Origin of the sequence: Paraburkholderia sp. BL6669N2 (assembly GCF_003387275.1) — a bacterium.
In the GTDB taxonomy this organism is placed as follows: domain Bacteria; phylum Pseudomonadota; class Gammaproteobacteria; order Burkholderiales; family Burkholderiaceae; genus Paraburkholderia.
Genome location: NZ_QUNA01000001.1, coordinates 3,038,298 through 3,060,947 on the forward strand (window position 1 = coordinate 3,038,298; position 22,650 = coordinate 3,060,947).

A 22,650-nucleotide genomic window follows, 5' to 3' on the forward strand; every position below is an offset into this window, starting at 1 on the left:
GGTGTCCTTGCCCCCTTCGGGGGTGGGATGCCCGTCAGTGCTGAAGCACTGACGATCATCGCAAAACACACCTGTTATAGGATCAAGCCTTACGGGCAATTAGTATCAGTTAGCTTAACGCATTACTGCGCTTCCACACCTGACCTATCAACGTCCTGGTCTTGAACGACCCTTCAAGGGGCTCGAAGCCCCGGGGATATCTCATCTTAAGGCGAGTTTCCCGCTTAGATGCTTTCAGCGGTTATCTCTTCCGAACATAGCTACCCGGCGATGCCACTGGCGTGACAACCGGTACACCAGAGGTTCGTCCACTCCGGTCCTCTCGTACTAGGAGCAGCCCCCTTCAAATATCCAGCGCCCACGGCAGATAGGGACCAAACTGTCTCACGACGTTTTAAACCCAGCTCACGTACCTCTTTAAATGGCGAACAGCCATACCCTTGGGACCGGCTACAGCCCCAGGATGAGATGAGCCGACATCGAGGTGCCAAACACCGCCGTCGATATGAACTCTTGGGCGGTATCAGCCTGTTATCCCCAGAGTACCTTTTATCCGTTGAGCGATGGCCCTTCCATACAGAACCACCGGATCACTATGACCTGCTTTCGCACCTGCTCGACTTGTCGGTCTCGCAGTTAAGCACGCTTATGCCATTGCACTATCAGCACGATTTCCGACCGTACCTAGCGTACCTTCGTACTCCTCCGTTACACTTTGGGAGGAGACCGCCCCAGTCAAACTGCCTACCATGCACTGTCCCCGATCCGGATTACGGACCAAGGTTAGAACCTCAAACAAACCAGGGTGGTATTTCAAGGTCGGCTCCACGCAGACTGGCGTCCACGCTTCAAAGCCTCCCACCTATCCTACACAGACCGGTTCAAAGTCCAATGCAAAGCTACAGTAAAGGTTCATGGGGTCTTTCCGTCTAGCCGCGGGGAGATTGCATCATCACAAACACTTCAACTTCGCTGAGTCTCGGGAGGAGACAGTGTGGCCATCGTTACGCCATTCGTGCAGGTCGGAACTTACCCGACAAGGAATTTCGCTACCTTAGGACCGTTATAGTTACGGCCGCCGTTTACCGGGACTTCAATCAAGAGCTTGCACCCCATCATTTAATCTTCCGGCACCGGGCAGGCGTCACACCCTATACGTCCACTTTCGTGTTTGCAGAGTGCTGTGTTTTTATTAAACAGTCGCAGCCACCAGTTTATTGCAACCCCTTCACCCTTCTGGCGCAGGCCAGTCAGGCTACAGGGGCGTACCTTATCCCGAAGTTACGGTACCAATTTGCCGAGTTCCTTCTCCCGAGTTCTCTCAAGCGCCTTAGAATACTCATCTCGCCCACCTGTGTCGGTTTGCGGTACGGTCTTGTTAAACTGAAGCTTAGAGGCTTTTCTTGGAACCACTTCCGATTGCTTCTTCACCGAAGTGAATGGCCTCGCACCCTTGAATTCCGCGCCCGGATTTGCCAAAGCGCCTTCTCCAATGCAAGGACCGGGACTTCCAACACCCGGACAACCTTCCGCGATCCGTCCCCCCATCGCATTTAACAATGGTGCAGGAATATTAACCTGCTTCCCATCAGCTACGCATTTCTGCCTCGCCTTAGGGGCCGACTCACCCTACGCCGATGAACGTTGCGTAGGAAACCTTGGGCTTACGGCGAGGGGGCTTTTCACCCCCTTTATCGCTACTCATGTCAGCATTCGCACTTCCGATACCTCCAGCACACTTTCCAGTGCACCTTCGCAGGCTTACGGAACGCTCTCCTACCATGCACATAAATGTGCATCCGCAGCTTCGGTATATTGCTTAGCCCCGTTACATCTTCCGCGCAGGACGACTCGATCAGTGAGCTATTACGCTTTCTTTAAAGGATGGCTGCTTCTAAGCCAACCTCCTGACTGTTTTAGCCTTCCCACTTCGTTTCCCACTTAGCAATATTTGGGGACCTTAGCTGGCGGTCTGGGTTGTTTCCCTCTTGACACCGGACGTTAGCACCCGATGTCTGTCTCCCGTGATTGCACTCTTCGGTATTCGGAGTTTGCTATGGCGTAGTAATCCGCAATGGACCCCACAACCATGACAGTGCTCTACCCCCGAAGGTGATACACGAGGCACTACCTAAATAGTTTTCGGAGAGAACCAGCTATTTCCAGGTTTGTTTAGCCTTTCACCCCTATCCACAGCTCATCCCCTAACTTTTCAACGTTAGTGGGTTCGGACCTCCAGTACGTGTTACCGCACCTTCATCCTGGCCATGGATAGATCACCTGGTTTCGGGTCTACACCCAGCGACTGAATCGCCCTGTTCGGACTCGCTTTCGCTACGCCTGCCCTAATCGGTTAAGCTTGCCACTGAATGTAAGTCGCTGACCCATTATACAAAAGGTACGCCGTCACCCTCTTTCAAAGGCTCCGACTGTTTGTATGCATGCGGTTTCAGGATCTGTTTCACTCCCCTCCCGGGGTTCTTTTCGCCTTTCCCTCACGGTACTGGTTCACTATCGGTCGATCACGAGTATTTAGCCTTGGAGGATGGTCCCCCCATCTTCAGACAGGATTTCACGTGTCCCGCCCTACTTGTCGCATACCTAGTTCTTCCAATCTGTTTTCGCCTACGGGGCTATCACCCGCTATGGCCGCACTTTCCAGAGCGTTTGGCTAACAGTTCAGATAAAGAATGCAGGCTGGTCCCATTTCGCTCGCCACTACTCTGGGAATCTCGGTTGATTTCTTTTCCTGCGGTTACTTAGATGTTTCAGTTCACCGCGTTCGCTTCACGTAGCCTATGTATTCAGCTACGGATGACCCATACGGGCCGGGTTTCCCCATTCGGATATCGGTGGATCAAAGCTCGTTTGCCAGCTCCCCACCGCTTTTCGCAGGCTACCGCGTCCTTCATCGCCTGTGATCGCCAAGGCATCCACCACATGCACTTGTTCGCTTGACCCTATAACGGGTGTGTCTCCTGCATGATCCACTGGGAATCACACGCTCGCCACGCTCGCTACAGGTTGAGTATTCGTGTTGCGCCGTATTCCAAAAGCGATCTTTCGATCTCTCTTTTCATACATTGATACAATCACAACCCTGATTCACCTACTCGCACACCCATCTCTAAGTATGCTTTCGTGAATCTCTTTACTACTTCTTCCTGATTGTTAAAGAACGACAGCCGATATAAAGCTCTGCTTCATATCACTCTGACTGGCTCAATCGCCAATGCACAACGCTCTGCTTCTTGCACAGAACGCTACGCATTGAGGATTGGTGGAGGATGACGGGATCGAACCGACGACCCCCTGCTTGCAAAGCAGGTGCTCTCCCAGCTGAGCTAATCCCCCAGTCATGCACAGATAATCTCTACCTGCGTTGATACCCAGGGGTCTTAGTCGCCAAACTCGGCGATCAGCACACCAGACAAGACTTTGGTGGGTCTGGATGGATTCGAACCATCGACCCCCGCCTTATCAAGACGGTGCTCTAACCGACTGAGCTACAGACCCCTGAGTCTGTCCTGATTTCACAGCCGATAAGCGTGAGCGCTCAACGCATTGCTTTTACGCAACTGACACGTTCGCTCGAGAAAGGAGGTGATCCAGCCGCACCTTCCGATACGGCTACCTTGTTACGACTTCACCCCAGTCATGAATCCTACCGTGGTGACCGTCCTCCTTGCGGTTAGACTAGCCACTTCTGGTAAAACCCACTCCCATGGTGTGACGGGCGGTGTGTACAAGACCCGGGAACGTATTCACCGCGGCATGCTGATCCGCGATTACTAGCGATTCCAGCTTCACGCACTCGAGTTGCAGAGTGCGATCCGGACTACGATCGGTTTTCTGGGATTGGCTCCCCCTCGCGGGTTGGCGACCCTCTGTTCCGACCATTGTATGACGTGTGAAGCCCTACCCATAAGGGCCATGAGGACTTGACGTCATCCCCACCTTCCTCCGGTTTGTCACCGGCAGTCTCCCTAGAGTGCTCTTGCGTAGCAACTAGGGACAAGGGTTGCGCTCGTTGCGGGACTTAACCCAACATCTCACGACACGAGCTGACGACAGCCATGCAGCACCTGTGTTATGGCTCCCTTTCGGGCACTCCCACCTCTCAGCAGGATTCCATACATGTCAAGGGTAGGTAAGGTTTTTCGCGTTGCATCGAATTAATCCACATCATCCACCGCTTGTGCGGGTCCCCGTCAATTCCTTTGAGTTTTAATCTTGCGACCGTACTCCCCAGGCGGTCAACTTCACGCGTTAGCTACGTTACCAAGTCAATGAAGACCCGACAACTAGTTGACATCGTTTAGGGCGTGGACTACCAGGGTATCTAATCCTGTTTGCTCCCCACGCTTTCGTGCATGAGCGTCAGTATTGGCCCAGGGGGCTGCCTTCGCCATCGGTATTCCTCCACATCTCTACGCATTTCACTGCTACACGTGGAATTCTACCCCCCTCTGCCATACTCTAGCCCGCCAGTCACAAATGCAGTTCCCAGGTTAAGCCCGGGGATTTCACATCTGTCTTAGCGGACCGCCTGCGCACGCTTTACGCCCAGTAATTCCGATTAACGCTTGCACCCTACGTATTACCGCGGCTGCTGGCACGTAGTTAGCCGGTGCTTATTCTTCCGGTACCGTCATCCCCCCACCGTATTAGGGCAGAGGTTTTCTTTCCGGACAAAAGTGCTTTACAACCCGAAGGCCTTCTTCACACACGCGGCATTGCTGGATCAGGCTTGCGCCCATTGTCCAAAATTCCCCACTGCTGCCTCCCGTAGGAGTCTGGGCCGTGTCTCAGTCCCAGTGTGGCTGGTCGTCCTCTCAGACCAGCTACAGATCGTCGCCTTGGTAGGCCTTTACCCCACCAACTAGCTAATCTGCCATCGGCCGCCCCTGTAGCGCGAGGTCCTAAGATCCCCCGCTTTCATCCACAGATCGTATGCGGTATTAATCCGGCTTTCGCCGGGCTATCCCCCACTACAGGACACGTTCCGATGTATTACTCACCCGTTCGCCACTCGCCACCAGGATTGCTCCCGTGCTGCCGTTCGACTTGCATGTGTAAGGCATGCCGCCAGCGTTCAATCTGAGCCAGGATCAAACTCTTCAGTTCAAACCTGTTACTGTTTTTCGGTTCAGTTAAGAACCGGTCGCTCACTCAACGTACTGACGAATGATCTCTCCATCTTCAATGGAAAAACCTTCCTTTCATTACTGTGTGAGACTTGATACTTTCGCTTCATCCGGCAGATCCCGAAGGGCCCGCCGGCGCGTCGCGCATCAAGCGCCCACACTTATCGGCTGTTAATTTTTAAAGATCGATTACGCATTCACCACCGAATCCGCACCGCAGGTCGCCAACATCACAACCACCCGGCACCGCTTCGTTCTGCGTCGCTGCATCAGCAGCAGAGAAACGAGATTATGAAGAACTTCCGCTACGCCGTCAACAGGTTTTTCTAACTTCCTGAACCTGCCCGCTTCGCTGAAAGCCTTGCCACTGCTGGCTCTCCCGCCTCCCGTGCTCCGTTGTCCGAAGCACGAAAGAGCGAGATTCTAGCGAGCCAGACTCCGCCTTGCAAGCGTTATTTTGACAAGCGTATTAACGATGCTTGAAAACCGGTTTGCGCTTCTCGACAAACGCGGCCATGCCCTCCTTCTGATCTTCGGTGGCGAAGAGGGAATGGAACAGGCGGCGCTCGAAATGCACGCCTTCTGCAAGTGTCGTTTCATAGGCGCGGTTGACCGATTCTTTCACCATCATCACGGCCGGCAACGGGAATTCAGCGATCGTCGTAGCCGCAGCCACTGCCTCATCAACCAAGGACGCAGCCGGAATCACACGCGAAACCAATCCGGCCCGTTCAGCTTCAGCGGCATCCATGAATCGCGCGGTCAGGCAGAGGTCCATCGCCTTCGCTTTGGAGACGGCGCGTGGCAGGCGCTGCGTACCGCCGGCGCCAGGCATGATGCCGAGCTTGATTTCCGGCTGACCGAACTTTGCGGTGTCGGCAGCGAAAATGATGTCGCACATCATCGCCAGTTCGCAGCCGCCACCGAGCGCAAAGCCGGCCACCGCCGCAATAATCGGCTTACGAATGGAGCGAACGGTCTCCCAGTTGCGGGTGATGTAGTCACCCTTGTAGACATCCATATAGGTATAGGTGGACATCATGCCGATGTCGGCACCAGCCGCGAACGCCTTCTCGCTGCCCGTGACCACGATCGCGCCAATCGCATCGTCGGCATCGAACTCGCGCAACGCCGCCCCCAGTTCGTCCATCAATGCGTCATTCAAAGCGTTCAACGCCTTCGGGCGATTCAACGTCACCAAGCCGACCCGTCCCCGCGTCTCAACCAGAATGTTCTCGTAAGCCATTGCCGCCTCCTAAGGTTAGAAAAATTGCGCGCGAAAACGCTTCGCACGGTCATCTTAATAATGCTACCATTCGCCAACCAACCGGTCGGTCAATTATTCGACAGGCTTTTCCCAACGTACAGCCAAGCCCTCTGCCATGACACATCCGCTATTCACCAAGCACGAAGACACGCTGCAAAAGGCACTCACCGCGGTTAAAACGCGCGGCTACTGGAGCCCGTTCGTCGAAATGCCCAGTCCGAAAGTGTACGGGGAAACAGCTAATGCGGACGGCGAAGCCGCATTCAAAGCGCATCTCAACGCGACGTTCCAGCTGGACCAGCCCTCGACCGGCGAAACCGTCGGCGCCGAAGTCTCACCGTTCGGATTCCCGCTCGGCGTGCGCTATCCGAAGGCCGACCCCGCCGCATTGATCGCGGCTGCCGCCGCTGCCCAACGCGAGTGGCGCGCAGCAGGCCCGCAGGCATGGATCGGGGTCTGCCTCGAAATCCTTGCCCGCGTGAATCGCGCCAGCTTCGAAATTGGCTACAGCGTGATGCACACGACCGGCCAGGCATTCATGATGGCCTTCCAGGCCGGCGGCCCGCACGCACAAGACCGCGCGCTGGAAGCGGTTGTGTATGCGTGGGACCAGTTGCGCCGCATTCCTGGCGACGCCCACTGGGAAAAGCCGCAAGGGAAGAATCCGCCACTCGCCATGCACAAGCGTTACACCGTCGTGCCGCGCGGCACCGGCCTCGTGCTCGGCTGCTGCACCTTCCCGACGTGGAACGGCTATCCGGGCCTCTTCGCCGACATGGCCACAGGCAACACAGTCATTGTCAAGCCGCATCCGGGCGCAATTCTGCCGCTGGCGCTGACCGTGCGAATCGCGCGTGACGTTTTGCGCGAAGCGGGTTTCGATCCGAACGTCGTCACCTTGCTGGCCACCGCGCCGAACGACGGCGCACTCGTCCAGGACTTGGCCCTGCGTCCGGAAATCAAACTCATCGACTTCACGGGCAGCACGCAAAACGGCACGTGGCTCGAGCGCAATGCGCACCAGGCCCAGGTCTACACCGAAAAAGCCGGCGTGAACCAGATCGTGATCGACTCGGTCGACGACATCAAGGCTGTTGCCCGCAACATCGCCTTCTCGCTCGCGCTGTACTCGGGCCAGATGTGCACCGCGCCACAAAACATCTACGTGCCGCGCGGCGGCATCCGCACTTCGGAAGGCACGCTCGGTTTTGACGAAGTTGCCCAAGCCATTGCGGGCGCGGTGCAAAAACTCGTCGCCGACCCGGCCCGCGCTGTCGAGCTGCTCGGCGCGATTCAGAACCAAGGCGTGATTCAACGCATCGACGAAGCCGCAAAGCTCGGCCGCGTTCTCGTCGAGAGCCTGTCGCTCGAACATCCCGCTTTCGCCGGCGCCCGCGTGCGCACGCCGCTCGTGCTCCAACTGGATGCCGCCACCGACCAGGCGCAGTTCACCAAAGAATGGTTCGGCCCGATCTCGTTCGTGATCGCGACGGACTCCACTGCGCAGTCGCTCGAACTCGCCGGCGCAATCGCCGCGGAACACGGCGCGCTGACGCTGTCGGTTTACAGCACGGACGAAGCGGTGCTTGAAGATGCGCACGAAGCATCGATCCGCGGCGGCGTGGCCTTGTCGATCAATCTGACCGGCGGCGTGTTCGTCAATCAGTCGGCAGCGTTCTCGGACTTCCACGGCACAGGCGCGAACCCGGCAGCCAATGCCGCGCTGGCTGACGCCGCCTTTGTCGCGAATCGCTTCCGCGTAGTTCAAAGCCGCGTTCATGTTGAACCCAAAGCGGCGCCGGCGGTAGCTGGCTGAATGGCATAAGACAAAAGCACGGCTTTCGTCCTATGCCGTTTGGCCGAATGGACCGGGCCGTGCACCCCAACTAACATGAGGCATTGGATCGGCACCTCACGCCGATCCGTTCCAGCAGGAATCCATATGAACGACGCCTTCATCTGCGATGCGATTCGCACTCCAATTGGCCGCTACGGCGGCGCACTCAAGGATGTCCGCGCCGACGACCTCGGCGCGGTGCCGATCAAGGCGTTGATGGAACGCAATCCAGGCGTCGACTGGCGCGCTGTGGACGATGTCATTTATGGCTGCGCGAACCAGGCCGGCGAAGATAATCGCAATGTCGCCCGCATGTCGGCGTTACTAGCCGGCTTACCCACCCAGGCGCCCGGCGCAACCATCAATCGCCTGTGCGGCTCGGGTATGGACGCAGTCGGCACCGCTGCGCGCGCTATCAAGGCGGGCGAAGCGCGTCTGATGATCGCCGGCGGCGTCGAAAGCATGACGCGTGCGCCGTTCGTCATGGGCAAGGCGACGAGCGCGTTCGCGCGCCAGGCTGACATTTACGACACGACCATCGGCTGGCGCTTCATCAATCCGTTGATGAAACGTCAGTACGGCGTTGATTCGATGCCTGAGACCGCGGAAAACGTTGCAGTCGAATTCAGCGTGAGCCGCGCGGATCAGGACGCGTTTGCCCTAGCGAGCCAGCAAAAGGCCGCTCATGCCCAGAGGGACGGCACGTTAGCTCAGGAAATTGTCGGCGTCGAAATCGCGCAAAAGAAGGGCGACCCCATACGCGTGCTGCTCGATGAGCACCCGCGCGAAACCTCGCTCGAAAGTTTGGGCAAGCTCAAGGGCGTGGTTCGCCCGGACGGCAGTGTGACGGCCGGCAATGCGTCGGGCGTGAACGACGGCGCGTGCGCGTTGTTGCTGGCTAACCAGCAGGCCGCCGATCAATACGGACTGCGCCGCCGCGCCCGCGTGGTGGGCATGGCAACGGCGGGCGTCGAGCCGCGCATCATGGGAATCGGTCCGGCGCCGGCCACGCAAAAACTGCTGAAGCAGCTCGGCATGACGCTCGAACAACTCGATGTGATCGAGTTGAACGAAGCCTTCGCCTCGCAAGGTCTCGCTGTTCTGCGTACGCTCGGTCTGCGCGACGACGACCCGCGCGTCAACCCGAACGGCGGAGTCATTGCACTCGGCCACCCGCTGGGCGCTTCGGGCGCGCGTCTGATCACAACCGCGCTGTACCAGCTGGAGCGGACCAATGGCCGCTTTGCACGATGTGCATTGGCGTGGGCCAGGGCATTGCACTGGTCATCGAGCGGCTCTGATATCAGCGCCGCAGCGCCCATCGGTCGAAGAGACTTTGAGGAGACACCCAATGTCATATGAAGCGATTCGCCTGGACATCGACTCATCGAGCCATGTCGCAACCATCACGCTGAACCGGCCGGACAAGCTCAACAGCTTCACGCGCGCGATGCATCAGGAACTGAGCGCCGCGCTCGACGAGGTCGAAACGTCCGGCGCGCGCGCGCTCGTGCTCACCGGAGCGGGCCGCGGCTTTTGCGCCGGCCAGGACCTCGCCGACCTCGATTTCACTCCGGGCGCCATGACCGATCTGGGTGAACTGATCGAGCAACATTTCAACCCGTTGATCCGCCGCCTGCAAGCATTGCCGCTGCCCGTCATCGCCGCGGTGAACGGCACGGCCGCCGGCGCGGGCGCCAATCTCGCGCTCGCGTGCGACCTCGTGCTCGCGGCTCGCTCGGCCAGCTTCATTCAGGCGTTCGTGAAAATCGGCCTTGTGCCGGACTCGGGCGGCACATGGTTCCTGCCGCAGCGTGTCGGCATGGCTCGCGCGTTGGGACTCGCCATCACCGGCGACAAACTCAGCGCGGAAAAAGCCGAAAGCTGGGGCTTGATCTGGCAAGCAGTCGACGACTCGGAGCTCGCCGCCACCGCCGGGAAACTCGCGTCTCAACTCGCGCAGCAACCCACGCGCGCCATCGCCGCTATCAAGCAGGCCATGCGTGCGGGCGCGACGCAAACGCTCGACCAGCAACTCGATCTGGAACGCGATCTGCAACGCGAACTGGGAGCTTCCCACGATTACGCGGAAGGCGTGCATGCCTTCGTTGAAAAGCGCGCACCGCGCTTTGAGGGCCGTTGAACATGTCCACGCAAGCCAATCATCCCGATCAGATGACGCCCGGCGAACTCGCCCGCGCCACTGCTGCCGCGATGTACGAGAACGACGCGTGCAGCCGCGCGCTCGGCCTCGAAATCGTCGAGGTGCGCCCCGGATACGCGCGCCTGCGCATGGCCGTACGCGACGACTTTCTGAACGGTCATCAGATTTGCCATGGCGGCCTGATTTTCACGCTCGCGGATTCGACGTTCGCGTTCGCCTGCAACACGTACAACATCAACACGGTTGCAGCCGGCTGCTCGATCGAGTTTCTGCGGCCTGTGAAAGGCGGCGACGTGTTGACGGCGGAAGCCGTCGAGCAAACCTTGAGCGGCCGAACCGGCATCTACGACATTCGCGTGACGAACCGCGCCGAAGAAACCGTGGCGATGTTCCGCGGCAAATCCGCACAAATCAAAGGCAATCTGATTCCCGCAGGCGATTGATAACCGCCGCCCCGCGGCAGCTCAAGAGAGATTCGCGGTTTGGTGGCCGCACTTCACCACCAAACCGTTAAACCGCTAAAAAGCACCCAGCGCCCGGTTTTTGCGCACGAGCGCACGTACATCAGACTCAAGCATTGAGGCAGCAAGGAGACATTCAATGACCACCGCCCTTCCGCTCGATCCGATCGAGACCGCCAGCCGCGACGAACTTGCCGCGCTTCAACTCGAACGGCTTAAATGGTCGTTGAACCACGCTTATGAAAACTCGCCGGTTTATCGGCACAAATTCGACGAAGCCGGCGTTCACCCGAGTGAAGTGAAAACCCTCGCGGACCTGGCGCATTTCCCCTTCACCACCAAGAAGGATCTGCGCGACAGCTACCCGTTCGGGATGTTCGCCGTGCCGCAGGAACAGATTTCACGGATCCATGCGTCGTCGGGCACGACAGGTAAGCCGACCGTGGTGGGGTACACCGCGCGCGATATCGACACGTGGGCGAATCTCGTCGCGCGTTCGGTCCGCGCCGCCGGCGCAAAGCGCGGCGACAAGGTTCATATCAGCTACGGCTACGGCCTCTTCACGGGCGGCCTCGGCGCGCACTACGGCGCCGAGCGCGCGGGGCTCACCGTGATCCCGTTCGGTGGTGGCCAGACTGAAAAGCAGGTGCAACTCATCCAGGATTTCCGGCCGGACATCATCATGGTCACGCCGAGCTACATGCTTTCAATTGCAGACGAACTCGAGCGTCAGGGCATCGACCCGGCCAATTGTTCACTGCGCCTCGGCATCTTCGGCGCGGAACCGTGGACCAACGACATGCGTCGGGCGATCGAAAAGCGCATGGGCATCGACGCTGTCGACATCTACGGTCTGTCCGAAGTGATGGGGCCGGGTGTGGCGTCGGAGTGCGTGGAAACGAAAGACGGCCCGACCATCTGGGAAGACCACTTCTATCCCGAGATCATCGACCCCGAAACCGGCGAGGTGCTGCCGGACGGCGAACTCGGCGAACTGGTGTTCACGTCGCTGACTAAAGAGGCGCTGCCGATCGTGCGTTACCGCACGCGCGACCTCACGCGCCTCCTGCCGGGCAGCGCGCGCACCATGCGGCGCATGGAAAAGATCACCGGCCGCTCGGACGACATGATGATCGTGCGCGGCGTGAACGTGTTCCCGACGCAGATCGAAGAACTGCTGCTCAAGCAACGCGCGCTCGCGCCGCATTATCAGATCGTGCTGACAAAAGAAGGCCCGCTCGACGTGTTGACGTTGAACGTCGAACCTTGCCCGGAATCGGCGCCTGACACAGCAGCGCTGAGCACGGCCAGCCAGGCGCTGGCCTATGACATCAAGGCGCTGATCGGCGTGAGCGCGGTGGTGAATGTGCTGGCTGTGAATGGAATCGAGCGTTCGGTAGGCAAGGCGCGGCGCGTGGTGGACAAGCGCAAGTCGGGGCTGTAACGAAAGCCGCTTTGATCGACGCATGCAGCAGGATGCATGCGTCGCACCCGCCTGCGCGCACGATCGAATTGGACAGCCACACCCAAAACGAAGTGCAGCAAATCAAATAAGCAGCGCGGCCTCGCCGCGCCGCATACCGATCACATCGACCGGAAACAGCGGCAGCGTTGAACGGCAACGTCCACCGCCGAAACCTCAAGAATTCGGCAGCAACAACCACATGCGGCCGCCCTGCTTCATCTTCCCGGCTAGATCGCCGGCATCGTCGCCGAGGCCCCAGAAGTAATCGGCCCGCACGCCGCCCTTGATCGCGGAACCCGTGTCTTGCGCGAACACGAGGCGGTTCATCGGCGAATTCGTCAACGGACGCGTCGTCTGCAAGAACACGGGCGTACCGAGCGGAATCGAAGTCGGATCGACCGCGATCGACCTCTCCGGCGTGAGCGGCACACCCAGTGCGCCGATCGGACCATCCGCGCCACCGCTTGGCACGCTCTCGCCGGACGGCATCTCGCGGAAGAACACGAAGCGCGGATTCGTATCGAGCAACGCATCGACGCGCGTCGGGTTCGCGCGCGCCCACGCCTTGATGCCCTGCATGGTCGCCTGCGCGGGCGTGAGTTCGCCGCGGTCCAGCAGCCAGCGTCCGATCGACTTGTACGGCTGGTTGTTAGTCCCGCCAAAGCCGAGCCGCATCACGCTGCCGTCTTCCATCACAATGCGCCCGGAGCCCTGCACCTGCAGGAAGAACGCTTCGATCGGATCGTCGACCCATACGAGTTCGTTACCGTTGAGCACACCCGCGCGCTCGAGTTGCGCACGCGCCGGCAGCGGCGCGCCCGCGCGATAACCCGAAGGCCAGCGGTACAGCGCGGTCTGATACACGCCGTGGCGTGTGCGCGAACCACGCAACAAGGGCTCGTAGTAACCGGTTACCAAGCCGTCGAGCGTGCCGTCGGTATTCGCTAACTGGAAAGGCGTGAAATAGGCTTCAAAAAAAGCCCGCGCACTGGTGACGTCGAGGTCGTCGATTTGCGAGGCCGCGGCACAGGCGCGGACCCAGTTCGGTTGACGCGCGAGCCTCACGCAGTTTTGCCGCAACGCGGCCGTCGCACCGATCAACGAGTCGTCCTGCCAACCCGGCACCTGCTGCCAGGCAACGGCGGTTAGCCGCGCCGCGGCAATCTGTCCGGGTATGATCGCCGCCCCCGTGGGTGGCGAAACCGAGGGCCGGACCGCGCCGCCGCCACCGCAGGACGCCAGCATCACCGCAACCGAAAGCGCGCCGAGCCATGCTCCGGCCGTGCGGACAAAACGCATACAATGTTCGTTCTTGATGGAAACCGCCATGTCTGATCTGTTCGACGAATACCCAATGCTCATCTTCGCGCTGGAATCGGTCCTCGCGCTCTTCCTGCTCGTCTTTATCGTTGTGTGGACGTCGTCCGGCAAGAAGAAAGCGGCGCGCGCCAACGCGAGTAAACAGCAAAAGCAGCAAAAATCGCAGTAAAGCTACGCGTTGCACCGCGCATGAGCTTCTTAAAGACCGCGGGCCGCGCCCTCGGTTCAATGCAACGTACGCGGCATGCGCAGAATGAACTCCGGCACCGGCGCGTCGAAACGCTCACCGTCCTCGGCCACGCAGAAGTACTCTCCGCGCATGGTGCCGACCGGCGTGGCGATCACCGCCCAACTCGTGTATTCGAAATGTTCGCCCGGTTTGAGCAACGGCTGGTGTCCGACCACACCCAAGCCCTTCACCTCCTGGACGCTCTTGTCGCTGTCGGTGATCACCCAATGACGCGCGATCAATTGCGCGGGCACCTGGCCGGTGTTGCGGATGGTCAGCGTGTAGGCGAATGCATACTGGCGGCGCTCCGGGTCCGACTCTTCGGGCAGATACTGCACCTGCGCCGAGACGCTGAATTCGTACTGGCTCATCCTGATTCCGGTCTGCTGAAACGGGGTGTGAAAAATCGCGGGAAAGCCCGAACGCCAATGGTTTGCGGGCGCATTGGCGAGGCGGCGCTGATGGTTTTGGCATTCTGCTTGATGCGCGGCACGCCCGCAACCGGACAAATCCCTTTGGCCAAGGGACATTAGGACGTTTTGTCACATTCGCCGCTTGAACGAAGGTTCACGCCCGAAAGCGTCCACGAACCGGAACGCCCACGCGCAAAACGGTAAAATGGCGCTTTCCCGCTTGCCTCCGCCCCCGCCATGACGCAATTCCGCATCGCTCCAAGCATTCTGTCAGCCGACTTCGCCCGCCTCGGCGAAGAAGTCCGCAACGTTGTCGCCGCCGGCGCCGACTGGATTCACTTCGACGTGATGGACAACCATTACGTGCCGAACCTGACCATCGGCCCGCTCGTCTGCGAGGCGATCCGCCCGCATGTGGACGTGCCGATCGACGTGCATCTGATGGTGCGCCCGGTCGACCGCATCGTGCCGGACTTCGCGAAGGCCGGTGCGAATCTGATCAGCTTTCACCCGGAAGGCTCGGACCACATCGACCGCACACTGTCGCTGATCCGCGACCACGGCTGCAAGGCCGGCCTGGTCTTTAATCCGGCCACGTCGTTGAATTATCTGGATCACGTGATGGACAAGGTCGATCTCGTGCTGATCATGTCGGTGAATCCGGGTTTCGGCGGCCAGTCGTTCATTCCGGAGGCGCTCAACAAGCTGCGCGAAGCACGCCGGCGGATCAATGCCTACAAGGAGCGCACCGGCCGCGAGATTCATCTGGAAGTGGACGGCGGCGTGAAGGTCGACAACATTGCCGAAATCGCGGCGGCCGGCGCGGACACCTTCGTGGCCGGTTCGGCGATCTTCGGCCAGCCCGACCACAAGGTCGTGATCGAGAAGATGCGCGCGGCACTCGCCAACATCCAGCACTGAGCACCGACGCATAACCGGCACGCAACATGACCACTCCGTTCCCCGCCCCGACTTTCACCGGCCCACGCCTGCAAGCGGCGATCATCGACCTCGACGGCACGATGATCGATACCGCTGACGATTTCACCGCCGGCCTGAACGGCATGCTCGCGCAACTCGACGCGGAAGAAACATCGCGCGAGGAAGTGGTCGGTTATGTCGGCAAGGGTTCGGAGCATTTGATCCGCAGCGTGCTGGCGCCGCGCTTCGAAACGGAGCATGCGCAAGACCGCTTCGACGAAGCGCTCGCGATCTATCAGGAGGAGTACGCGAAGATCAACGGCACGCACACGCGGCTCTATCCCGATGTCGAAGCCGGATTGATCGCCATGCGCGACGCCGGCCTCAAGCTCGCCTGCGTGACCAACAAGCCGCATCGGTTCGCGGTGGAATTGCTGCAGCAGTACGGGCTCGCCCAGTATTTCGGCGTCGTGCTCGGCGGCGACAGCCTGGCGAAAAAGAAGCCGGATCCGCTGCCCATGCTCACCGCGGCCGCGCAGTTGGGCGTCGAACCGCGGGCCACGGTTGCCATCGGCGATTCGGAAAACGACGCGCTGGCGGGCCGCGCGGCCGGCATGGCGACGCTCACGGTGCCCTATGGCTACAATCATGGCCAAGCTATACAAACAATAAAATCCGATGGTATAGTTGGCTCGCTGCTCGACGCCGCCAAGGCGATCGCAGCGCACCATTCCACGACTTAAAAGTCCTTCATCCTCATGTTTCTGAATAAAAAACGGAGTCTGATTAGCATCGACCGGGGAGCCTGGCCCTGGCGTCGCTGGTCGCGCTAACCTCGCCTGAGGTACGCTGAAGTTCGTCTTCGGCAACCGTTTTTTACTTCGCTGCGCTCACGCGTTTTTTCCATCATCTTGTTTCGCTGCATCGGTTGATTCGGCCTGCGTGTACCCGCAAAGTACAGTTGTGCGCTGAAATCCCCCCTTGCACGCGTCGATGGGAAACTCGCGCCGGTCGGTATCATCGTGTCGACACGTCGAACGAACGCCTGACCGGCCGCGCAATGACCCGCTTTGTCCGACGCACGCCGCCGCCGGACCACCGTACAGGATCGGAACATGACCGAACTCGAATTCCAGTCCCTCGCCAATGAGGGTTTCAACCGCATTCCGCTGATCGCCGAAGCACTCGCCGACCTCGAAACGCCGCTCTCGCTGTACCTGAAACTCGCGCAGAGCGAGCGCAACGGCGCCAACTCGTTCCTGCTGGAATCGGTGGTGGGCGGCGAACGGTTCGGCCGCTATTCGTTCATCGGCCTGCCGGCGCGCACGCTGCTGCGCACGCGCAACGGCGTGTCCGAAGTAGTGCGCGACGGCAAAGTCGTCGAGACGCATGAGGGTGACCCGCTCGAATTCATCCAGCAATTCCAGGGCCGCTTCAAAGTGGCGCAGCGCCCCGGCTTGCCGCGCTTCGCGGGCGGTCTGGCCGGTTATTTCGGCTACGACGCAGTGCGCTACATCGAGAAGAAGCTTGCGCACACAGCGCCGAAAGACGATCTGAATCTGCCTGACATCCAGTTGCTTCTGACTGAAGAAGTCGCGGTGATCGACAACCTCGCGGGCAAGCTCTACCTCGTGGTCTACGCCGACCCGACGCAGCCCGAGGCCTACACAAAAGCGAAGCAACGTCTGCGCGAACTGCGCCAGCGTTTGCGCACGACCGTGCAACCGCCGGTCACGTCGGCGAGCGTACGCACCGAGACCTACCGCGAGTTCGCCAAAGACGATTACCTGACGGCCGTGCGCAAGGCGAAGGAATATATCGCTGCCGGCGAGCTGATGCAGGTGCAGGTCGGCCAGCGCCTGATCAAGCCGTACCGCGACAATCCGCTCTCGCTGTATCGCGCGCTGCGCTCGCTGAATCCGTCGCCGTATATGTATTTCTACAACTTCGGCGACTTCCACGTCGTGGGTGCATCGCCGGAAATCCTCGTGCGCCAGGAAAAACGTGGCGAGGATCGCATCGTCACGATCCGGCCGCTCGCCGGCACGCGGCCGCGCGGCAATACGCCGGAACGCGACGCGGAACTCGCCACCGAGCTGCTGAACGACCCGAAGGAAATCGCCGAACACGTCATGCTGATCGACCTCGCGCGTAACGACGTGGGCCGCATCGCGCAGATCGGCTCAGTGGTCGTCACCGACAAGATGGTGATCGAAAAGTACTCGCACGTGCAGCACATCGTGAGTTCGGTCGAAGGCAAGCTGAAACCCGGCACGACGAATTTCGACGTGCTGCGCGCCACCTTCCCGGCCGGCACGCTGTCAGGCGCGCCGAAAGTCCGCGCGATGGAACTGATCGACGAACTGGAGCCGGTGAAGCGCGGCCTGTATGGTGGTGCGGTCGGCTATCTGTCGTTCACGGGTGAAATGGATCTGGCCATCACGATCCGCACCGGCGTGATCGCGAACGGCAATCTGTATGTGCAGGCGGCAGCGGGTGTAGTCGCGGATTCGGTGCCGGAATCCGAATGGCAAGAGACCGAGAACAAGGCGCGCGCCGTGCTGCGCGCCGCGGAACAAGTGCAAGACGGCCTCGATAGCGACTTCTGACCGGAGACACACCATGCTGCTCATGATCGACAACTACGACTCGTTCACCTACAACCTGGTGCAGTACTTCGGCGAACTCGGCGAAGACGTGCGCACCTATCGGAACGACGAAATCACGCTCGACGAAATCGCGAAGCTCAACCCGGAGCGCATCTGCCTGTCGCCCGGGCCAAGCAATCCGCAACACGCCGGCATCACGCTCGACGTGCTGCGCGAATTCAGCGGCAAGACGCCGATTCTCGGCGTCTGTCTCGGCCATCAGGCGATCGGCGAGGCCTTCGGCGGACGCGTGGTGCGCGCGCAAACCATCATGCACGGCAAGGTCAGCACGATCGAAACCGACTGCAAGGGCGTGTTCGCCGACCTGCCGAAGCATTTCGTGGTGACCCGCTATCACTCGCTCGCGATCGAACGCGAATCGCTGCCCGACTGCCTTGAAGTGTCCGCATGGACCGAAGACGGCGAGATCATGGGCGTGCGGCACAAGGAACTGGCCGTCGAAGGCGTGCAGTTCCACCCTGAATCGATCCTGTCCGAACACGGCCACGCTCTGCTCGAAAACTTCGTCAAGCAGTCGAAGCTCGCCGGTGCGCCAACGTCCAATCGCAACGCTTGATGAAAAGAGACGACATCATGACGATTACGCCCCAGGAAGCGCTGCAACGGACCATCGAGCACCGCGAGATTTTCCACGACGAAATGCTGCACTTGATGCGGCTCATCATGCGCGGCGAACTCTCGCCCGTCATGGCGGCCGCGATCATCACCGGCTTGCGCGTCAAAAAAGAGACCATCGGCGAAATCACCGCCGCCGCCACGGTGATGCGTGAATTTGCCCGGCACGTCGAGGTGCAGGACAACTCGAACTTCGTCGATATCGTCGGCACCGGCGGCGACGGTTCGCATACCTTCAACATTTCCACGGCAACCATGTTCGTGTCGGCCGCGGCCGGCGCCAAGGTCGCGAAGCACGGCGGCCGCGGCGTGTCGAGCAAGTCGGGCAGCGCGGACGTCCTCGAAGCGCTCGGCGTGAATATCGATCTGCAGCCGGAACAGGTGGCGGCGTCGATTGCGGAAACCGGCATGGGCTTCATGTTCGCGCCGAACCATCATCCGGCCATGAAGAATATCGCGCCGGTGCGCCGCGAACTCGGCGTGCGGACCATCTTCAACATTCTCGGGCCGCTGACCAATCCGGCCGGCGCACCCAATCAGTTGATGGGCGTGTTCCACGGCGATCTGGTCGGCATTCAGGTGCGCGTGATGCAGCGTCTTGGCGCGAAGCACGTGCTGGTGGTGTACGGTATGGACGGCATGGACGAAGTCTCGCTCGGCGCGGCGACGCAAGTCGGCGAGTTGCGCGACGGCCAGATTTACGAGTACGAGATTCATCCCGAAGACTTCGGCATGCAGATGGTGTCGAATCGCACGCTCAAAGTGGCCGACGCCACCGAATCGAAAGCAATGCTGCTCGACGCGCTCGACAACAAGCCGGGCGTGGCTCGCGAAATCGTCACACTGAACGCGGGCACGGCCCTGTATTCGGCGAACGTGGCTTCGTCGATTGCGGACGGCATTCAGTTGGCGCGCGAAGCGATCGCGAGCGGCAAGGCGCGAGCCAAGGTCGACGAACTGGTTCGCTTCACCCAGCAATTCAAGCAGTGATCAAGTAGCAATCAACGTAGCGAGACACTTATGAGCGACATCCTCGACCGTATCATCGCGGTCAAACGCGAAGAAGTCCGCGCGGCCGAACAGAGCGCGCCGCTCGAAGAACTGCGCCTCGAAGCGTCGGCGCGGGACATTCGCGACTTCGTCGGCGCATTGCGCGCGAAACACACGGCAGGCCTCGCCGCCGTGATCTCCGAAGTCAAGAAAGCGAGCCCGTCGAAAGGCGTGTTGCGCGAGCACTTCGTGCCGGCCGAGATCGCGCGCTCGTACGAAAAGCACGGCGCAGCCTGCCTGTCCGTACTGACCGACGTGCAGTTCTTTCAAGGCAGCGTCGCGTATTTGGAGCAAGCGCGCGCGGCCTGCAATTTGCCGGTGCTGCGCAAGGACTTCATCGTCGATCCGTACCAGATCGTCGAAGCGCGCGCGATGGGCGCCGACGCGATCCTGCTGATCGCCGCCGCGCTCGAAACTTCGCAGATGCAGGACCTTGAAGCGCTCGCGCATTCGCTCGGTCTCGCCGTGCTGGTCGAAGTGCACGATCAAGACGAGCTGATGGAATCGCTCACGCTGAAAACGCCGCTGATCGGCATCAACAACCGCAATCTGCGCACCTTCGAAACCTCGATCGAAACTACCATCGGCATGCTCGAATCGATTCCGGACGACCGCATTGTCGTCACGGAGTCGGGCATTCTGTCGCGCGCCGATGTGGAGCGCCTGCGTGCAATGGATGTGCATACGTTCCTCGTCGGCGAGGCGTTCATGCGCGCGGACGAGCCGGGCGTGGAGCTTGCCCGGATGTTTTTCTGAGCGCGCTGTCGGCATACGGCACGCGGCGTACGTAGGGGAGCAGATCATGGGCATGGAACGCGAAATCAAACTGGCGCTGCCGCCCGCGCAGGTGCAAGCGGCGACGCAGTGGTTCGCCACCCGCACCGGCGCGGCGGGCCGTCCGGTCAAGCTGGTGAATATTTATTTCGACACGCCGCAACTGACGCTCGCGAGTTCGAAAAGCGCTTTGCGTTTGCGGCAGACGCCGGACGGCTGGCTGCAAACCTTCAAGACGGTGGGCGACGCCAAAGATGGTTTGCACAACCGGCACGAATGGGAAATGCCGGTGGCCGGTGAAAAACTGGAGATCGACGCGCTGCTGCGCGAGTGTGACGAGCCGTCCGCCGCGGACGCTTTGCGTCAGGCCGCGCCTGAACTGACCGAACTGTTCCGCACGAATTTCACCCGGACGCTGTGGCGTGTCGAAGTGGACGGCTCGGACATCGAAGCGGCGATCGATCAGGGCGACGTGTTCACCAAAGTCGACGCAGAAACGCGCCGCGCACCGATCTCGGAAGTCGAACTCGAACTGAAGTCCGGTGACGAAGCCGCGCTTCACACGCTTGCAGCGGAACTCGGCAAACAGATAGCCGGCCTCGCGCCCGACAATATCAGCAAGGCGCAGCGCGGCTATAAGTTACGGGCTGACTGAGGGGCGGCGCGGAAAGCTACCGTGCAAACGCGACAAGCCGCGCCGCCCCACCTTGAGCAACACCGCGTTTGCTGCGACACTTCCCCGCCATGACCTCTGCTTCCCGAACCCGCTCCAATCCGTCGCAGGCCTCGCTGTTCGGCGACGCCACCTCCGCACCCGCCAAGGCTGCCATGACGAGCAGCCAGCCGCAGCAATCCGGCGCAAGCGCGCCCCCGCCGACGCTTGAAGCGCAATTCGACGCCCTGCCGCCCGCATGGCGCGCGCATCTCAAACCGTTCATCGAAAGCGACGCCTATGCGCCGCTCTGCCGTTTCGTCGATGGTGAACGCGCCGCCGGCAAAACCGTCTATCCCGCCGACGTGTTCCGCGCGCTGCGCCTGACCAGTCCGGAAGACGTCAAAGTCGTCATCCTCGGCCAGGACCCGTATCACGGCGAAGACCGCGGCACGCCGCAAGCGCACGGACTCGCGTTCTCCGTGGCGCCGAACGTGCGCACGCCGCCGTCGCTGCGCAATATTTTCAAGGAGATCGCCGCAAGCCTCGGCCACGCGACACCGCGTCACGGCTGTCTCGACACATGGGCGAAGCAAGGCGTGCTGCTGCTGAACACCGTGCTGACCGTCGAGCGTGACTCAGCCGCCAGCCACGCGAAACGCGGCTGGGAAAAATGCACCGACACGCTGATCCATGAACTGGCGATGCGCCATGACGGCTTGGTGTTCATGCTATGGGGCGCGCATGCGCAAGCCAAGCGCGCGCTGCTCGGCGGCAAGTCACATTACGTGCTGGAAGCGCCACATCCATCGCCGCTGTCGGCGCATCGCGGTTTTCTCGGCTGCGGGCATTTCGCGAAAGCCAACGACTATCTCGCGCAGCACGGTCGTGAACCGATCGATTGGCGCCTGCCCGACGAAGCGCAAATGCTGGCGTAAACCGCCGGCAATAGGCAGCGAGCGTGACACCTCCGCTGTGCCTCAAAGCAAAAACGCCACGGACCTAAAGATCCGTGGCGTTTTTTTCCGGCAGTCTGTTCACCGCATCGAAGCGGCGCAGCCAACCTTACGCAGCAGCAATCGCTTCACGTGCCGAAGCCAACGCAGCACCGGCGGCGTCCGGGCCCATGTTCAGGCCTTCGGCGTAGATGAAGTTCACGTCGGTCATGCCGAGGAAGCCGAGGAAGCTCTTCAGGTACGGCGTCTGGCTGTCGTTCGGCGTGCCCAGATATTTGCCGCCGCGTGCCGACACGACGTAGACCTTCTTGCCCTTCACGAGACCTTCGGGACCATTCGCCGTGTACGCGAACGTGATGCCTGCTCGTGCGATGAAGTCGAAGTACGTCTTCAGTTGCGACGAGATGCCGAAGTTGTACATCGGCGCGCCGATCACAACGATGTCGGCGGCTTGCAGTTCGGCGATCAGCGCGTCGCTGCGCGCAGCGATCGCGGCTTGCTCAGCCGTGCGTTGCTCGGCCGGCGTGAAGAACGCGCCGAGGACGGCGTCGTCCAGGTGGGGCAGCGGTTCAGCTTGCAGATTGCGGACGACGACTTGCGCGCCCGGATTCGATTGTTGCAGCTTGGCGGTCAGTTCGTTGACGAGCAGCGTCGAGTTTGCGCCTTGCGAACGGGCTGCCGAGTTGATTTGCAGGATCGTGGTCATGGTT

General features: G+C 60.5%; 17 protein-coding genes, 2 tRNA genes, 2 rRNA genes and 1 pseudogene. 14 read left to right on the top strand and 8 right to left on the bottom strand.

What is annotated here, in order from left to right; genetic code table 11:
* Nucleotides 1–78: 78 nt before the first annotated feature.
* The 5 genes from B0G80_RS13750 to B0G80_RS13770 all read right to left on the bottom strand — a co-directional run bounded on the left by B0G80_RS13750 (nucleotide 79) and on the right by B0G80_RS13770 (nucleotide 6,393).
* A 23S ribosomal RNA gene (locus B0G80_RS13750) occupies nucleotides 79–2,960 on the bottom strand.
* A 318-nt stretch (nucleotides 2,961–3,278) separates the two neighbouring features.
* Nucleotides 3,279–3,354 (bottom strand) — tRNA-Ala (locus B0G80_RS13755).
* An 85-nt stretch (nucleotides 3,355–3,439) separates the two neighbouring features.
* Nucleotides 3,440–3,516 (bottom strand) — tRNA-Ile (locus tag B0G80_RS13760).
* A gap of 80 nt (nucleotides 3,517–3,596) precedes the next feature.
* Nucleotides 3,597–5,127: ribosomal RNA gene (locus B0G80_RS13765) — 16S ribosomal RNA — on the bottom strand.
* The 16S and 23S rRNA genes sit together here with 2 tRNA genes alongside, the layout of an rRNA operon.
* 489 nt (nucleotides 5,128–5,616) lie before the next feature.
* The gene (locus B0G80_RS13770) at nucleotides 5,617–6,393 is read right to left on the bottom strand and encodes an enoyl-CoA hydratase (RefSeq protein ID WP_106284249.1); all 777 of its coding nucleotides are present in this window, start codon (nucleotides 6,391–6,393) and stop codon (nucleotides 5,617–5,619) included.
* A 136-nt stretch (nucleotides 6,394–6,529) separates the two neighbouring features.
* On the opposite strand from B0G80_RS13770, the gene paaN reads away from it, so the two are divergent.
* From paaN to paaK, 5 genes and pseudogenes are all read left to right on the top strand, one after another.
* Nucleotides 6,530–8,230, top strand: coding sequence for a phenylacetic acid degradation protein PaaN (gene paaN / locus B0G80_RS13775; protein ID WP_116118349.1), 1,701 nt, complete (start codon nucleotides 6,530–6,532; stop codon nucleotides 8,228–8,230).
* A 126-nt stretch (nucleotides 8,231–8,356) separates the two neighbouring features.
* Nucleotides 8,357–9,552, top strand: a pseudogene (pcaF, locus tag B0G80_RS13780) (3-oxoadipyl-CoA thiolase).
* A gap of 50 nt (nucleotides 9,553–9,602) precedes the next feature.
* On the top strand, nucleotides 9,603–10,394 hold the full coding sequence (paaG, locus tag B0G80_RS13785) for a 2-(1,2-epoxy-1,2-dihydrophenyl)acetyl-CoA isomerase PaaG (RefSeq protein ID WP_116118350.1): 792 nt from the start codon (nucleotides 9,603–9,605) through the stop codon (nucleotides 10,392–10,394).
* 2 nt (nucleotides 10,395–10,396) lie between these two features.
* Nucleotides 10,397–10,858 (top strand): hydroxyphenylacetyl-CoA thioesterase PaaI, encoded by a 462-nt coding sequence (gene paaI / locus B0G80_RS13790; RefSeq protein WP_116118351.1) that lies wholly within the window; start codon nucleotides 10,397–10,399, stop codon nucleotides 10,856–10,858.
* Nucleotides 10,859–11,015: 157 nt separating this feature from the next.
* On the top strand, nucleotides 11,016–12,320 hold the full coding sequence (gene paaK / locus B0G80_RS13795) for a phenylacetate--CoA ligase PaaK (RefSeq protein ID WP_116118352.1): 1,305 nt from the start codon (nucleotides 11,016–11,018) through the stop codon (nucleotides 12,318–12,320).
* Nucleotides 12,321–12,515: 195 nt separating this feature from the next.
* On the opposite strand, the gene B0G80_RS13800 is transcribed toward paaK, so the two are convergent.
* The gene (locus B0G80_RS13800) at nucleotides 12,516–13,640 is read right to left on the bottom strand and encodes a murein transglycosylase A (RefSeq protein ID WP_116118353.1); all 1,125 of its coding nucleotides are present in this window, start codon (nucleotides 13,638–13,640) and stop codon (nucleotides 12,516–12,518) included.
* Nucleotides 13,641–13,656: 16 nt separating this feature from the next.
* On the opposite strand from B0G80_RS13800, the gene B0G80_RS46820 reads away from it, so the two are divergent.
* Nucleotides 13,657–13,830 (top strand): hypothetical protein, encoded by a 174-nt coding sequence (locus tag B0G80_RS46820; RefSeq protein WP_258878978.1) that lies wholly within the window; start codon nucleotides 13,657–13,659, stop codon nucleotides 13,828–13,830.
* A 56-nt stretch (nucleotides 13,831–13,886) separates the two neighbouring features.
* Here B0G80_RS46820 and apaG read toward each other — a convergent pair whose 3' ends face one another.
* Nucleotides 13,887–14,261: a Co2+/Mg2+ efflux protein ApaG gene (gene apaG / locus B0G80_RS13805; RefSeq protein ID WP_012434444.1), complete on the bottom strand. Its 375-nt coding sequence runs from the start codon at nucleotides 14,259–14,261 to the stop codon at nucleotides 13,887–13,889.
* A 279-nt stretch (nucleotides 14,262–14,540) separates the two neighbouring features.
* Here apaG and rpe point away from each other — a divergent pair, with 279 nt between their 5' ends.
* The 8 genes from rpe (at nucleotide 14,541) to B0G80_RS13845 (ending at nucleotide 21,922) form a co-directional block, all read left to right on the top strand.
* Nucleotides 14,541–15,224, top strand: coding sequence for a ribulose-phosphate 3-epimerase (gene rpe / locus B0G80_RS13810; RefSeq protein WP_116118354.1), 684 nt, complete (start codon nucleotides 14,541–14,543; stop codon nucleotides 15,222–15,224).
* A 26-nt stretch (nucleotides 15,225–15,250) separates the two neighbouring features.
* The gene (locus tag B0G80_RS13815; protein ID WP_116118355.1) at nucleotides 15,251–15,967 is read left to right on the top strand and encodes a phosphoglycolate phosphatase; all 717 of its coding nucleotides are present in this window, start codon (nucleotides 15,251–15,253) and stop codon (nucleotides 15,965–15,967) included.
* Between the two features lie 372 nt (nucleotides 15,968–16,339).
* Nucleotides 16,340–17,833 (top strand): anthranilate synthase component I, encoded by a 1,494-nt coding sequence (gene trpE, locus B0G80_RS13820; protein WP_106284240.1) that lies wholly within the window; start codon nucleotides 16,340–16,342, stop codon nucleotides 17,831–17,833.
* Nucleotides 17,834–17,846: 13 nt separating this feature from the next.
* A complete protein-coding gene (locus B0G80_RS13825) occupies nucleotides 17,847–18,449 on the top strand; it encodes an aminodeoxychorismate/anthranilate synthase component II (RefSeq protein ID WP_116118356.1) in 603 nt (200 codons plus the stop codon).
* A 17-nt stretch (nucleotides 18,450–18,466) separates the two neighbouring features.
* Nucleotides 18,467–19,498 carry an anthranilate phosphoribosyltransferase gene (trpD, locus tag B0G80_RS13830; RefSeq protein ID WP_106284259.1) on the top strand — a complete coding sequence of 344 codons (1,032 nt, stop codon included), beginning with the start codon at nucleotides 18,467–18,469 and terminating at the stop codon, nucleotides 19,496–19,498.
* A 30-nt stretch (nucleotides 19,499–19,528) separates the two neighbouring features.
* The gene (gene trpC, locus B0G80_RS13835; protein WP_116118357.1) at nucleotides 19,529–20,314 is read left to right on the top strand and encodes an indole-3-glycerol phosphate synthase TrpC; all 786 of its coding nucleotides are present in this window, start codon (nucleotides 19,529–19,531) and stop codon (nucleotides 20,312–20,314) included.
* A 46-nt stretch (nucleotides 20,315–20,360) separates the two neighbouring features.
* Nucleotides 20,361–20,987, top strand: a complete 627-nt coding sequence (locus B0G80_RS13840; RefSeq protein ID WP_116118358.1) for a CYTH domain-containing protein — start codon at nucleotides 20,361–20,363, stop codon at nucleotides 20,985–20,987.
* 89 nt (nucleotides 20,988–21,076) lie between these two features.
* Nucleotides 21,077–21,922 (top strand): uracil-DNA glycosylase, encoded by an 846-nt coding sequence (locus tag B0G80_RS13845; protein ID WP_116118359.1) that lies wholly within the window; start codon nucleotides 21,077–21,079, stop codon nucleotides 21,920–21,922.
* 127 nt (nucleotides 21,923–22,049) lie between these two features.
* On the opposite strand, the gene B0G80_RS13850 is transcribed toward B0G80_RS13845, so the two are convergent.
* Nucleotides 22,050–22,646 (bottom strand): FMN-dependent NADH-azoreductase, encoded by a 597-nt coding sequence (locus B0G80_RS13850; RefSeq protein WP_106284235.1) that lies wholly within the window; start codon nucleotides 22,644–22,646, stop codon nucleotides 22,050–22,052.
* Nucleotides 22,647–22,650: the final 4 nt, after the last annotated feature.